Genomic DNA, 13,268 nt, shown 5'->3' on the forward strand with positions numbered 1-13,268 from the left:
ACAGGGTTGGGCAATCCAGCCCTGTTTTACTCGCGCATCCAGGTTTGATGCGCACAAATGTGATGTTCACACCCTTTGACCATCAGAGTGTCACCCTTCAGCGTCATTTGCGGAACTGCATCAACATCCACTAACGGCACCCAGAATTCACCCCCGCCATATTTACCACCGCCTTGGCTGCCTACATCCCAGAACAGTTTCTTTCCGATATTCGGCGTCTGTACTGCTTTTCCGCTGGCGTCATGTGCAGATAAAATCTGACCACAGAACTTGTCACCGCAGGCTGTAATTTTGATGTCAGAGACGAGGTTCTTCCGGTCCGGCTCGGTCTTCCAAATTCCGATGATGGGGTCTCCAAGCGCATAGACCGGTGTAAGTGTGGCAACTGCCGCTATGGCTGGCACAAGGAACTTGCGGAAATATTTATGCATAACAATACCTCAGATGCGTGATCTGTAGTGTAACATAGTTTGGGCCGCCTATCAGGCCGCCTGCATATCCGATTGCTGGCGATTCCAAAGCTGGGCATAACGCCCCTCACGTTTCAGCAACTCATCATGCGTGCCTTGCTCCAGGATTTTGCCACGCTCTAGCACTACAATACTGTCTGCCTCGGCGATTGTGCTCAGGCGATGGGCAATCGTCAGAACCGTACGCCCCTCGCCCGCATGGGCCAAAGCATCCTTGATGTCTTGTTCGGTATCTGTGTCCAGCGCCGATGTCGCCTCGTCCAGCAAAAGGATCGGCGGGTTTTTCAGCAGCGTTCTGGCAATACCGACCCGCTGCTTTTCCCCACCCGACAGCTTTAGCCCGCGCTCACCGACTGTGGTGTCATAGCCTTCGGGCAACGTGACTATGAAATCGTGGATCTGGGCAGCCCGGGCGGCGGCTTCGACATCTTCCTGCGTGGCCCCGTCGCGTCCATAGGCAATGTTATAGCGAATGGTATCGTTAAACAGCACGGTATCCTGTGGCACCACTCCGATTGCCGCGTGCAGGCTGGTCTGCGTGACATCGCGCACATCCTGCCCATCAATTTTCAGCGCGCCCCCGGTGACATCGTAGAACCGGAACAGCAACCGACCTATGGTGGATTTACCCGACCCCGTCGCACCCACAATCGCTACGGTTTGGCCCGCAGGAATGGTTAGGGAAACACCTTTGAGAATTTCCCGCTCAGCATCATATCCGAATTGTACATCATGCAAGGTAACCTCACCCCCTGTTACTTCCAGATCCGGTGCATCGGTCTTGTCGACCACTTCGGAGGGTTGTTCCAACAGGTCAAACATCTGGCCCATATCGACCAGAGATTGGCGGATTTCCCGATACACCGTACCCAAAAAATTCAGCGGTACGGTAATCTGGATCATATAGGCGTTGACCATAACGAAATCGCCCACGGTCAGCGTCCCGGCCTGCACCCCGATGGCTGCCAAGACCATTACACCGATCAATCCGCAGGTGATCAGAAAGGACTGCCCGAAATTTAGAAACGCCAGAGAATACGCCGTCTTGAGAGCCGCCCCCGCATAGGCTTTCATTGACACATCATACCGTTCAGCTTCACGCGTTTCAGCATTGAAATACTTGACGGTTTCAAAATTCAGCAGGCTGTCAATGGCGCGCTGGTTCGCCTCGGTATCCTGATCATTCATCTCGCGGCGCAGTTTCACGCGCCACTCGGTCACCGCAAATGTGAACCAGATATACAGCGCGATCGTTGCCGCGACGACCACCAGATACCAGACATCAAACAGCCACATCAGAATGATCGCAACAAGCAGCAGTTCAAGGATCAAAGGCCCGATGGAAAACAGCAGGAAACGCAAGAGGAACTCGACCCCCTTTACGCCGCGCTCGATAATACGGCTCAGACCGCCCGTGCGCCGCGTCACGTGATAGCGCATCGACAACTGGTGGATATGCTGGAAAGTTTCCAATGCCAGTGCGCGCAATGCCCGCTGCCCGACAGGAGCAAAGGCCGCATCCCGCAACTGCTGCAAACCAACAGTCATCATGCGCGCGACACCATATGCCACCGTCAACCCAACAGCACCCAGCGCTACGGGGGGAACGCCCTCGCCCGCCAGGCTATCAACCGCGCCTTTGTACAAAATCGGGGTGTAGACCGCGATCAACTTGGCCAGAACCAACATGCCCATAGCAATCAGAACGCGGCGCTTAACCCAGGGCTCATCCTCGGGCCAGAGATAAGGCGCAACTTTCCGGATTGTACGCCAGCCAGAGCTGCGCGCGTCCAATTTTGGGATATTGTCGGAATTCATCGGGGCTACTCGTCTCTTCACGTACCGGAACTGCGGTCAGAGAGTGCCCCTGACCCCGGAAGGTCAGAGGTACAGGATTATTCCGGAATGGTGAATACCTGCCCCGGATAGATCAGATCCGGGTCGCGGATCGCGCCTCGGTTGGCCTCGAACAGTTTGACATACAAGACACCATCGCCAAATCGTTCCCGTGAGATAGCCCAAAGCGTATCACCCTTTTGTACTGTAACCGAACGGATGGCCGGTGTTTCCTGAGAGGGTGCTGGCCCATCGTCCACTTCGGCCACGCTCAGAACTTCTAGAGGCTCACGCTTGAACGGGGTTTCCAGACGGCTTTTAACCGTGCCGTCCGAGGCTACCTCATCCACACGCAACGTATACACACCGGGATCAATGCCTTCGATCTCGCTGCGCCATTTTCCATCATCCGTGGGCTGCATATCAGCGACCAGTTGGTTGTCCAGGTACACGCGTACCGCGGAACCATCAGCTACGCGGCCGGTCAGCTCGACCTCACCCGTGTCTGAATACCCGATCGTATCCAACGCGACCTGATCAGGTTCGGTGCTCTGAGGCGTCGCAGGTTGGACAAGCTCGACCCCGTCTTCCCCCGATCGCAGGATCGCAACCTGTTGTCCTTGCGTGGAATCTGCCGTTTCTTCAGAAGATGTGTCGCCGGTTTGAGCGACCTGCCCCGCCTCGGTTTCATCGCCGCCTGCGGATTCGTCGGCTGGGGTGGTTTCCGCCGTATCAACCGATGCGACCTCTGGTTCGGGTTCGGGCAAAGCCGCAATCAGATAGTCATCAGAGCGGACCGGTTGATCGACCCCATCGGTTTCCAGTGTCAGACCGCGTGCGGCCGTGGAAAACGGGATCGACACGAATTCGGCAAACTGCCCGCTGTCATCAACGGTAAAGCTGTGAACTGCCTCACCGTCCAGCAATACCCGCACCTTGGCGCCGGGTTCTGCATTTCCGGACAGAACAGCATTCCCGTCAGGCTCAACAAAGATCTGATCCAAGGCCGGAGGCGTAACTTCGGCAACTTCCTCAGCCGGTTCAGCAACCTCCTCAGCCGATTCAGCGGTCTCGTCAGCCTCTTCGGTCGGAGCCTCGGCTGCTGCCGTATCCGTATCAGTCGTCGCATCGGCCTGCGGGGTTTCTTCTGTGTCCGAGGCAACGGACGCGTTCTCAGACGCATCCTCAGCCACATCTTCCTGCGCTGTTGGGTCGAGAGACGTGCCGTTAAACGCGCCGGAAAAATATGCACCGCCGACGCCCAACAGAACCAGCAAACCGGCGATCACCCCCCAGGTGAAAGATCTGGGGCTCTCGCTTCCCGAATTGGAATCCATACTCTTCCTTTCACTCCGCAGCGCAAATGCCTTATCTACAACGCATTCTGCCTGACGGTTGAGCCAATCTATCAATACCGCTATCACGGGTCAAAACCCCAGATACAACCCCGGAGAAGCCTCTCGATGTCTCAGAAATCCGTCTGTGTGTATTGCGGGTCACGCAATGGCGCCCAAACCAGCTATTCCGACGCAGCCCGCTCCTTTGGTCAGCTTCTGGCGCAGGAGGGCTGGCGACTGGTCTATGGCGCGGGCGATGTGGGTCTGATGGGCGAGGTCGCGCGTGCGGCCCAAGCCGCCGGAGGGGACACGTTCGGCGTGATTCCCGTTCACCTGCTAAAGCGCGAGGTTGGCAAGACAGACTTGACCCGGTTCGTGATCACCGAAACGATGCACGAACGCAAAAAGGTCATGATCATGAATGCCGATGCGGTGGTTGTCCTGCCGGGTGGTCCGGGTTCACTGGACGAATTGTTCGAAGCCCTGACATGGCGACAGTTGGGTCTGCACGACAAACCCATTCTGGTCATGAATGTTGATGGATATTGGGATGCCCTTCATGATCTTGTGCAGCAGGTCATCGGCCAGGGATTTGCGGACACATCTCTGGCCGATTTCATAACGTGGGTCGACAGCCCGGAAACGGCTATGTCGACACTGAGGGCGATGCTGGTCCCGCATAAGGGCTAGTCGGGCAGTATGGTCCGTCCGCAGATCGCCGGATACTCAACTGGCTGGTTTTAGACGGCTGATCAGAACCTGTTCCACTTTGTTCAGCGGGTGGTTGGTCAGGGTCTTATCAACCTCGGCCACCACCTTCCTTAAGACTTCGCTGTGCAGGCGGCGACGCAGAAGGCCCAGAACATGGGGGCTGGCGACCAAAACTAGGCTTTTATATGCGCCCTTCAAACCTTTGCGATTCAACAGATTCGCCACATCCTGCACGAACAGAGACTTGGCCTGCGATTTCCACTTGGGTTCTTCGACCGCTGATTTCTGATTTGGGCCATTGTCCGAGCGCCGCCCAGCCCGATCAGAGGGCCTAGCGTTTGGGAAATCGCTTTCTTCGACCGAGACAACCACCAGATTGGGGTCTTCGGCATCCGTGATATTCTCCATAAACAGCGCCTTTTCCCCGTCAGCGATGACAATCCATGTTCCCTGCGTTAATGCGACCATTGTGATCTCCTGATTTGGTTTTTCTGAGACCATCCCTCGGGTTTCAGGCACGGCTAACCATTTGCGCAACTTTGTTTTTCGCTGCGCCGCCTGGAATTTTTTCAAGTGATTTGCGGCTCTCTCCTCCGCGACACTTAAAGTAAGCACTGCGCGCCGTCTTACAATCCGGCCGGACCGCGAAACTGCGGCTATAGGCGAGTTTTCACCGGTTAGGAGAACAGTTCGATTACCGTAATTTCGGGCGTTACACCAAAACGCACGGGCAGGATCGAACATCCGATACCCCCGGACACGACCAGATCACGATTGCCTTCGCGCACGTGACCATAGGCATAGCGATTGCCGAATTTCGAGGGCACCACCGGCGACCAGCCAAACAGCCGTACCTGCCCTCCATGAGTATGACCTGACAGGGTCAGGGCCACGCGATCGGGAACTTTGGGGAAGATATCCGGTTCATGCGCCATCATCACCACCGGGGCATCATCCGTGATCTGCCCAAGCGTCGCAGGCAGGTCATCCAGCCCTTGGTATCGACCATTGCCCGTATAAATCGCCAACTGATCTTCGAGGCCTGCAAGCCAAATCCCGGCACCATCCAGTTTGAAGGCCTCGTTTGAAAGCACCCGGATACCATTCCGTCTCAGCGCATCGCCGTACAGATTCGGCCCGCCCCTGCGCTTTTGGGCTGACCGGTCATCCCACCAATCGTGATTTCCCAGAACCGCATAGACACCATGCTTTGCCTGCAACCTGGACAACACCGGCGCCAGATCGGCAATTTTAACCGGTTGTAAATTTATCCTGTGCCCGGCGGCATAGTCCCCCAACAGCAGGATAAGGTCAGGTGACAGAGCGTTTGTGCGCCGAACGATCTGCTGGACTCTTTTCAACCCCACATAGGGCTCACCAACATGCAGATCAGCCAGCACCGCGATCCGCAGCGGCGGTGCGGTCCAGTCCGCGCGCCGGATCCGCCACTTACGAACACGCAGGCGCAGCGCGGGTTCGATGAAGAAACCATACGTGGCAGCAAAAAGGCCTGCCAGCATCACTGCCAGCAGGCCCTTTATGAACCCTCTACGGGTCACTGGATCACATCCGCGAAGCGACGTTTTCCCAGTTCACCAGATTGTCGAGGAAGTTCGACAGGTACACCGGACGCTTGTTGCGGAAGTCTATGTAATATGAATGCTCCCACACGTCGCAGCCCAACAGAGCAGTCTGGCCAAAGCACAGCGGGTTCACGCCGTTTTCGGTCTTGGTCACGGCCAGCGAACCGTCCGCATTCTTGACCAGCCACGCCCAGCCCGAACCGAACTGACCGGCACCAGCCGCGCTGAACTGCGACTTGAACTCGTCAACCGAGCCAAAGCATTCGACCAGCGCCTTTTCCAGCTCGCCAGGCATGGCGTTGTCGCCGGGGCCCATCATCTCCCAGAACTGGTTGTGGTTCCAAAGCTGACTGATGTTGTTGAAGATGCCGTTTTGCGCGACGGCATTTGCGTCGTAGGTGCCGGTGATGATCTCTTCCAGCGACTTGCCGTCCCACTCGGTACCAGCGATCAGCTTGTTGCCGTTGTCGACATAGGCCTTGTGGTGCAGGTCGTGGTGAAATTCCAATGTTTCGGCGGACATGCCCTTGGCTGCCAGCGCGTCGTGTGCATAAGGAAGATCAGGAAGTTCAAAAGCCATCTCGGCCCCCTGTTTAAAATGTAAGTTGCGGTTCCCAAGGTTAAATGCTTTGGCAAGTGCCGCAGGTCAAGGGCAGAGATCATAAAACCCGGAGGTCCGCGATGCTAACTCAGGCGCGCAAGATGTTTTACCGCGCCCGCGGATACTATGCGGGCAGCCTGAATGGCGAGCCTTTCCGGCTGGATCCCTACCACTCGAAGTTCTGGCGCAAGGCCTCGGCCGGCGCGTGGGAGCCCGAGACTTTTGCCGTGCTGGATAGATATCTAACGCCGGACAGCGACTATCTGGACATCGGGGCATGGATCGGCCCAACGGTGCTGTACGGTGCCCGCAAAGCCCGCCACGTCTGGTGTTTCGAACCAGACCCCACCGCGTTTCGGCATCTGGCGTGGAATCTGGACCTGAACGACATTCGCAATGTTTCGGCATTTGGCGTCGCATTGTCGGATCAATTCGGCGTGGCCCGTATGGCATCCGTTCGCGGTGAACCCGGGGATTCCACCAGTTCACTGTTGCATGACGGGGTGCATGGGACAGATGCATTGACCATCGAGTGGGATCAGTTCGAGGCCGTAAATGACCTGTCCCGTGTCTCCTTGGTCAAGATGGATATCGAAGGGGCGGAATTTGCGGTTCTGCCGAGCCTTTTGCCCTTTCTGAAAAAGCATCGCCCGGCCCTGTATATTTCGCTCCACTCGCCCCTTCTGGCCGAGGAAGACCGGCTTATACGGACATCTCAACTCTTAGAAAGCCTTGCCTTCTACACTGAAATTCAAGACGAAAACGGGCACCCACTAAAGGTCGAAGAATTGCTGCAACCTCAAGAGTTGAAGCGGTATCGCGCCGTTGTGTTGCGTGAATAGAATGTGCAGAATTTTTTTCGTGCATTAGTTGCATATGCGCTTGAAACTCTCGCGTTGTTTGGTGTCTTCCCTTCTGGATAGACCGATTAAACGAGGAACCATGAAATATCTTTTCTTAGCATCCATTTTTACCGTTTTTGCACAGGCAGCGGCGGCGGAAACAATTACTTACGATTGTGCCGTTCGCGACCGCGACGGAACCGGGTGGGTCGCGCCCCGCTATATCTTTGTTATTGATAAGGACGGCGTTAGTGCGCAAACAGCCAGCGGGCACAACGAAATGCAGTCCGCTAAGCTGAAAATTGATAGAAAGAAGCGTTACAAGCTGGATTGGCGCGTTGAGTTGACAGAGTTTGGCGGCCAAAAAGTCCGGGTAAATTACACGGCCCGCATTGACCCTTCTGACAACACCGTGAAACTGAGAGGCAACTGGGTGAATGCCAACTTTGTCAACAAGCCTTCAGGGCAAGGCAAATGCAAAGTGATCGATGGTTAAGCTTCGGTTAAACCGCAAAAGCCCCGGAAAATCCGGGGCTTCTTTTCCTAGCTTCGGAACCTAATAAACCCCGACCTCACTGCCCGGCTGCGCTGCGACCTTCAACAGTTTGAACACGTAGTCTGCGGTTGACCGGAAGCAGACGACGCGGAGAGTTTCGGCGTCATCCAGCCAGAACGCACCGGCAACCTGCGCCAAGCGCGAGCGGCGGATTTGGCCGGGTTGGAAGGCGTCAGCCGACAGATCTACCGGGGCCAGTTTGCCCAGAACTTCGCGAGCGTTCGAGCCCGAGATGCTGAACACCGCGCGGGCATCCGAGACGTTGACCGCCAGGGCATGCACACCGCTTAGCGCGTTGGTCATCGCGGCCAGTTTGGCCTCGACCTCGGCATATGGGACAAGCACAAGCAATTCGTCGGTGGACATCCAGCAAACACCGCTGTCTCCGTCGACAAATGCCTCGCGCTGGCCGGGTACTTTCTGGCCGGTGGCGTCTTTGACGGCCTTCACCAGAACCTTGTCGGACAGGTCGCCGCGCAGGGTGATCATGCCCTGCAGGCCGCATTCTTCAACCTTGGCGATGCCCTCATAGCTGGCGTGGTTCAGTGCGCTGATGGGTTCAGACATTCTGCTTCTCCCCGTCCTTGTCGAAGAAGATCGGATCCACGATCTTTGCTTTGTAGGATTTGCCATCGGTGCCCGGGAACTCGACAATCTCGCCCATGCGGTCAGGACCATGCTTGATCAAGCCCATGGCGATGCCTTTACCCAGATTGGCCGAATAATAGGTTGAGGTCACACGACCGATCATGTTGCGCTGACCGTTGGCGTTGACGCCCTCTCCCACTGCGTAAGCCCCATCCGGGATGACAGAACCATCCACAGTCTCAAGACCCACCAGTTTCCAACGCTCGGGATCGGCCATATGGCTGCGCAAATGGGCACGTTTGCCGAGGTAATCCTCTTTCTTTTTCGACAGCGCCCAGTGCAGGCCCAGATCCTGCGGGATCACGGTTCCGTCGGTTTCGTCGCCGATCATGATAAAGCCCTTCTCGGCCCGAAGGATGTGCAGACATTCGGTGCCATAGGGCATCACGCCGAATTCCTTGCCTGCCTCTGTCAGCGCATCCCAGAAGGCCTGCCCTTGGGATGCAGGGACGGCGATCTCGTACGACAGCTCACCCGAGAACGAGATGCGATAAGCCCGGCAATCAAAGTCGCCGATCTTGCCATCGCGCCACTCCATGAAGGGCAGCGCCTCTTTCGACACATCCATGCCGCCGAGCTTTTCAAGCACCTTGCGGGCGTTGGGGCCAACAACGGCGACCTGCGCATATTGCTCGGTCACGTTGGCAACATAGACTTTCCAGTCCCACCATTCGGTTTGCAGCCATTCTTCCATGTGACCGTGGATACGTTCGGCCCCGCCGGTGGTGGTGTGGCACAACCATGTGTCTTCGTCGATCCTGGCAACAACACCGTCGTCGATCAGAAAGCCATTCTCGGAACACATCAGGCCATAGCGGCATTTGCCGACCTTCAGAGTAGACATCATGTTGGTGTACATCATGTCCAGGAACTTGCCTGCGTCCGGCCCTTTGACGATCAGCTTGCCCAAGGTCGAGGCATCCAGCAGGCCGAGGTTCTCGCGGGTATTTTTCACCTCACGGTTCACGGCGTCATGCACGGATTCACCCGGACGAACATAGGCATAAGTCCGGCGCCAGTGGCCGACCGGCTCCCAATCGGCGCCGTTCTTGTCGTGCCAGTTGTGCATCGGGGTTTGACGGATTGGCTGGAACACCTCACCACGTGCCTCACCGCCGATAGATGCCATTGAAATTGGGGTGTAAGGCGGGCGGAACGTTGTTGTTCCAACCTTCGGGATTTCGGAGTCCAACGCATCAGCTAGGATCGCCAATCCGTTGATGTTACTCAGTTTACCCTGATCGGTTGCCATGCCCAGAGTGGTGTAACGCTTGGTATGTTCAACGCTCTCATACCCCTCACGCGCAGCAAGTTGCACGTCCGAAACTTTGACGTCGTTTTGGAAGTCCAGCCAGGACTTCATCCGCAGTTGAATATCCGCGTTCGCAGGCATCAACCAGACCGCAGCCATAGGTGCCTCTGACGTAGTTCCCCCGACAGGCGCTTTGGTGCGTTTGGTTTTGAATCCAGCCGCTTTGGCTGCGGCCTTACCGGCTGCATCGGCATCGGCCAGCACATCGCCCAGCGCCATCGGGCCATTCGATGCCCCGGCGGCTACGACGAACCCTTCGCCATCGGCCCCAAGCGGGGGTCGCGCAGGATCCGGCCGGAAATGCGCATTGGCATCGTCCCAGATCAGCTTGCCGCCGCAGTGCGACCACATATGCACGACCGGAGACCAACCGCCCGACATCGCAACCGCATCGCATTCCACCTCTTCACGGGCGCCACCGATGCCGTCCTGATTGCAGATGGCAACTTTCTTGACGCGTTTGCCGCCTTTGACTTTGGCAATGGCCTTGCCCACATCGACGCGGATACCCAGTTGGCGCGCCTCTTCAGCCAGAGGGCCGGAGGTAGCCCTTGCGTCAACCACACGCAAGATATCGACACCGGCCTGTTTCAAGGTGATCGCAGTCCGGTAGGCGTCGTCATTATTGGTGGCCACAATCACCTTTTCACCGGGTGTCACACCCCAGTTCACGACATAATCCCGCATGGCCGAGGCCAGCATGACACCCGGCACATCATTACCCGCAAAAGACAACGGACGCTCAATCGCACCGGTAGCAGTCACGACCTGTTTCGCCCGAATACGCCAGAGACGATGGCGCGGGCCCTGTGCACCAGGCTTGTGGTCTGTCAGGCGTTCATAGCCCAGCACATAGCCATGGTCATAGACCCCTGCACCCATGCAGCGGTTGCGCAAGATGACGTTGCCCATTGTTTCAAGTTCGGAAACAATTTGTTCCACAAACTTATCCACAGGCTCATCATTGATTGTGCCGCCATCAACTGGGGCACGGCCACCCCAATGCGCGGTCTGCTCAATCAACATGACCTTTGCACCGGACTGAGCGGCCACTTTGGCAGCCTGCAAACCGGCCACGCCGCCACCGATCACCAACACATCGACGAAGTTGTAGAAATGCTCATAGGTATCCGCATCACGGCTGTCCTTGTCGGGGGCTTTGCCCAGACCGGCAGATTGGCGGATGAACGGCTCGTAGACATGTTTCCAGAACGGCTTGGGATGAATGAACATCTTGTAATAGAAGCCAGCCGGCAAGAACCGCGACAGGTGCGTATTGATCGCACCGATATCAAATTCCAGGTTCGGCCAGTGGTTCTGAGAGATCGAGGTCAGACCGTTGAACAGCTCGGTCGTGGTGGCGCGCTGGTTCGGCTCGAACCGATTGCCCTGCCCCAGACCGACCAGAGCGTTGGGTTCTTCCGCACCACTGGCGACAACACCACGTGGGCGGTGATACTTGAACGACCGGCCCATCATCATCTGATCATTAGCCAGCAAGGCCGAGGCAAGCGTGTCGCCTTCGTAGCCCTGCATCGAAGTGCGGTTGAAGGAGAATGTGACCTGTTTCGACCGGTCAATCAGCCGGCCTTGATTTGCGAGACGGGTGCTCATGATGCGGACCTTTCGCAGGCGGAATTACGGGTGGTGGCGCGGATCATTTGTATTCTCTCCACGTCCAGCCAGGGCGCTTGGCGGTAATCGCCTCGCGAATTTCTTTGGGCGGCTCAAACACCTGGGCAGAGTAGGTGCCGAAAACTTCGAGCGTTTGCGTGCAGCGCGCCGCGTGGAACCACTTGCCGCATCCATTCGCATGGCGCCAGCGTTCGAAATGAACGCCTTTAGGGTTTTCACGCATGAACAGGTAATCGTGGAAATCACCATCTGATGAGCCCGGACCGAAACGCTTCAGATGCGCCTCGCCACCGGCGGCCAGTTCGGTTTCTTCGGCATCGACACCGCAATAGGGGCAATTCAGGATCAGCATATGTTCATCCTCTCGGCAGCAGGCGAGACCATGCTGCATGCGAAATCTAAGTAACGGGTGCGCGAGATTTTTCGCCGAAAAATCTCCATCAGTGCGCCACCCCGGCCGCGACGCTTTCGTCGATGAAGCGGCCTTCTTTGAAACGATCCAACGAGAACGCCTCGGTCAGCGGTGAATGACCCGTGGCCATCAGCTGTGCCATGCCCCAGCCGGACCCCGGAATGGCCTTGAAGCCACCGGTGCCCCAGCCACCGTTGATGAAACAGTTCCCCAGGGGTGTTTTTGACAGGATGGGCGAGCGGTCGCCGGTCATATCCACGATCCCGCCCCATTGCCGCAGCATTTTCAGACGTGAGATCATCGGGAAGGTCTCGACCAACGCGCGCACAGTTTCTTCGATATGGTGGAAGCTGCCGCGTTGGGTGTAGTTGTTGAACCCGTCGGTGCCGCCACCGATCACCATCTCTCCCTTGTCGGATTGCGACATGTAGCCATGCACCGTGTTGGCCATCACGACCACGTCCATGCAGGGTTTGATCGGCTCAGACACCAGCGCCTGAAGAGCAATCGCCTCAAGCGGCAGACGGAAGCCCGCCATTTCGGCCAGTTGACCGGAATGGCCCGCAACCACGATGCCCAGCTTGTCACAGTCGATCGCACCTTTGGTGGTGTCAACACCGACAACACGACCATCCTGTGACCGAACCCCGGTCACTTCGCATTGCTGGATGATATCCATGCCCATAGCGGAACAAGCGCGCGCATAGCCCCAAGCCACCGCATCGTGACGGGCGGTGCCACCGCGTTCCTGCCACAGCGCACCCAGAACCGGATAGCGCGGGCCTTCGAGATTGATGATTGGCACCAGTTCCTTGACCCGTTCAGGTGTGATCCATTCAGTCTTTACACCCTGCAGCGCATTCGCATGAGCCGTGCGCTGATAGCCGCGGATTTCATGCTGGGTCTGCGCCAGCATCATCACGCCGCGCGGGCTGAACATGACGTTATAATTCAGGTCCTGGCTCAGATCCTCATAAAGGCTACGCGCCTTTTCATAGATCGCGGCAGACGGATCCTGCAGATAGTTCGAGCGGATGATGGTTGTGTTCCGACCGGTATTACCACCGCCCAACCAGCCTTTTTCGATCACAGCGACATTCTGGATGCCATAGTTCTTACCCAGGTAATAGGCGGTTGCCAGACCATGGCCACCCGCCCCCACAATGATGGCGTCATAGCGTTTCTTGGGCTCGGGCGAACGCCAGGCGCGTTCCCATCCGGTATGATAGCGCAGCGCTTCGCGCGCCACAGCAAAGGCTGAATAGTGTTTCATAAGCGAATCCATCCGGTTCGGTGATTGGCGCAGGTATGCCGCGTAACCGCCT

13 protein-coding genes are annotated in these 13,268 nt (G+C 57.0%); 3 read left to right on the top strand and 10 right to left on the bottom strand.

Features of this window, described 5'->3' with window-relative positions; all coding sequences use genetic code 11:
• Positions 1-26: 26 nt before the first annotated feature.
• From AC2FH2_RS04070 to AC2FH2_RS04080, 3 genes are all read right to left on the bottom strand, one after another.
• Positions 27-431 (bottom strand): DUF2147 domain-containing protein, encoded by a 405-nt coding sequence (locus tag AC2FH2_RS04070; protein ID WP_496822939.1) that lies wholly within the window; start codon positions 429-431, stop codon positions 27-29.
• A gap of 51 nt (positions 432-482) precedes the next feature.
• The gene (locus tag AC2FH2_RS04075) at positions 483-2,288 is read right to left on the bottom strand and encodes an ABCB family ABC transporter ATP-binding protein/permease (RefSeq protein WP_496822940.1); all 1,806 of its coding nucleotides are present in this window, start codon (positions 2,286-2,288) and stop codon (positions 483-485) included.
• A gap of 77 nt (positions 2,289-2,365) precedes the next feature.
• Entirely contained in the window at positions 2,366-3,643 is a 1,278-nt protein-coding gene (locus AC2FH2_RS04080) for a LysM peptidoglycan-binding domain-containing protein (protein WP_496822941.1), read from the bottom strand.
• Between the two features lie 126 nt (positions 3,644-3,769).
• Between AC2FH2_RS04080 and AC2FH2_RS04085 the strand changes: the two genes are divergently transcribed.
• Positions 3,770-4,333 carry an LOG family protein gene (locus AC2FH2_RS04085; protein ID WP_142633054.1) on the top strand — a complete coding sequence of 188 codons (564 nt, stop codon included), beginning with the start codon at positions 3,770-3,772 and terminating at the stop codon, positions 4,331-4,333.
• 36 nt (positions 4,334-4,369) lie between these two features.
• Here the strand turns inward: AC2FH2_RS04085 and AC2FH2_RS04090 are convergent, their stop codons facing one another.
• The 3 genes from AC2FH2_RS04090 to AC2FH2_RS04100 form a co-directional block, all read right to left on the bottom strand.
• Positions 4,370-4,822 (bottom strand): host attachment family protein, encoded by a 453-nt coding sequence (locus AC2FH2_RS04090; protein WP_496822943.1) that lies wholly within the window; start codon positions 4,820-4,822, stop codon positions 4,370-4,372.
• Positions 4,823-5,031: 209 nt separating this feature from the next.
• Positions 5,032-5,913 carry a metallophosphoesterase gene (locus AC2FH2_RS04095; protein WP_496822944.1) on the bottom strand — a complete coding sequence of 294 codons (882 nt, stop codon included), beginning with the start codon at positions 5,911-5,913 and terminating at the stop codon, positions 5,032-5,034.
• Between the two features lie 4 nt (positions 5,914-5,917).
• Positions 5,918-6,517, bottom strand: coding sequence for a superoxide dismutase (locus AC2FH2_RS04100; RefSeq protein WP_142633050.1), 600 nt, complete (start codon positions 6,515-6,517; stop codon positions 5,918-5,920).
• A gap of 101 nt (positions 6,518-6,618) precedes the next feature.
• Between AC2FH2_RS04100 and AC2FH2_RS04105 the strand changes: the two genes are divergently transcribed.
• A complete protein-coding gene (locus tag AC2FH2_RS04105) occupies positions 6,619-7,380 on the top strand; it encodes an FkbM family methyltransferase (RefSeq protein ID WP_281971889.1) in 762 nt (253 codons plus the stop codon).
• A 100-nt stretch (positions 7,381-7,480) separates the two neighbouring features.
• Positions 7,481-7,876, top strand: a complete 396-nt coding sequence (locus AC2FH2_RS04110) for a hypothetical protein (RefSeq protein WP_142633046.1) — start codon at positions 7,481-7,483, stop codon at positions 7,874-7,876.
• A gap of 60 nt (positions 7,877-7,936) precedes the next feature.
• Here AC2FH2_RS04110 and AC2FH2_RS04115 read toward each other — a convergent pair whose 3' ends face one another.
• From AC2FH2_RS04115 to AC2FH2_RS04130, 4 genes are all read right to left on the bottom strand, one after another.
• A complete protein-coding gene (locus AC2FH2_RS04115) occupies positions 7,937-8,503 on the bottom strand; it encodes a sarcosine oxidase subunit gamma (protein WP_281971888.1) in 567 nt (188 codons plus the stop codon).
• Entirely contained in the window at positions 8,496-11,510 is a 3,015-nt protein-coding gene (locus AC2FH2_RS04120) for a sarcosine oxidase subunit alpha family protein (RefSeq protein ID WP_496822945.1), read from the bottom strand. The genes AC2FH2_RS04115 and AC2FH2_RS04120 overlap by 8 nt, the downstream gene beginning before the upstream one ends.
• A gap of 43 nt (positions 11,511-11,553) precedes the next feature.
• Positions 11,554-11,883 carry a sarcosine oxidase subunit delta gene (locus AC2FH2_RS04125; protein WP_142633040.1) on the bottom strand — a complete coding sequence of 110 codons (330 nt, stop codon included), beginning with the start codon at positions 11,881-11,883 and terminating at the stop codon, positions 11,554-11,556.
• Positions 11,884-11,971: 88 nt separating this feature from the next.
• Positions 11,972-13,216: a sarcosine oxidase subunit beta family protein gene (locus AC2FH2_RS04130; RefSeq protein WP_271947765.1), complete on the bottom strand. Its 1,245-nt coding sequence runs from the start codon at positions 13,214-13,216 to the stop codon at positions 11,972-11,974.
• Positions 13,217-13,268 lie beyond the last annotated feature (52 nt).

Source organism: Ruegeria sp. YTSA105 (assembly GCF_059610225.1).

Coding starts and splice junctions, on each gene's coding strand:
- AC2FH2_RS04085 (WP_142633054.1), top strand. CDS start 3,770: ATGTCTCAGAAATCCGTCTGTGTGTATTGCGGGTCACGCAATGGCGCC.
- AC2FH2_RS04090 (WP_496822943.1), bottom strand. CDS start 4,822: ATGGTCGCATTAACGCAGGGAACATGGATTGTCATCGCTGACGGGGAA.
- AC2FH2_RS04110 (WP_142633046.1), top strand. CDS start 7,481: ATGAAATATCTTTTCTTAGCATCCATTTTTACCGTTTTTGCACAGGCA.
- AC2FH2_RS04115 (WP_281971888.1), bottom strand. CDS start 8,503: ATGTCTGAACCCATCAGCGCACTGAACCACGCCAGCTATGAGGGCATC.
- AC2FH2_RS04080 (WP_496822941.1), bottom strand. CDS start 3,643: ATGGATTCCAATTCGGGAAGCGAGAGCCCCAGATCTTTCACCTGGGGG.
- AC2FH2_RS04075 (WP_496822940.1), bottom strand. CDS start 2,288: ATGAATTCCGACAATATCCCAAAATTGGACGCGCGCAGCTCTGGCTGG.
- AC2FH2_RS04100 (WP_142633050.1), bottom strand. CDS start 6,517: ATGGCTTTTGAACTTCCTGATCTTCCTTATGCACACGACGCGCTGGCA.
- AC2FH2_RS04120 (WP_496822945.1), bottom strand. CDS start 11,510: ATGAGCACCCGTCTCGCAAATCAAGGCCGGCTGATTGACCGGTCGAAA.
- AC2FH2_RS04070 (WP_496822939.1), bottom strand. CDS start 431: ATGCATAAATATTTCCGCAAGTTCCTTGTGCCAGCCATAGCGGCAGTT.
- AC2FH2_RS04130 (WP_271947765.1), bottom strand. CDS start 13,216: ATGAAACACTATTCAGCCTTTGCTGTGGCGCGCGAAGCGCTGCGCTAT.
- AC2FH2_RS04105 (WP_281971889.1), top strand. CDS start 6,619: ATGCTAACTCAGGCGCGCAAGATGTTTTACCGCGCCCGCGGATACTAT.
- AC2FH2_RS04125 (WP_142633040.1), bottom strand. CDS start 11,883: ATGCTGATCCTGAATTGCCCCTATTGCGGTGTCGATGCCGAAGAAACC.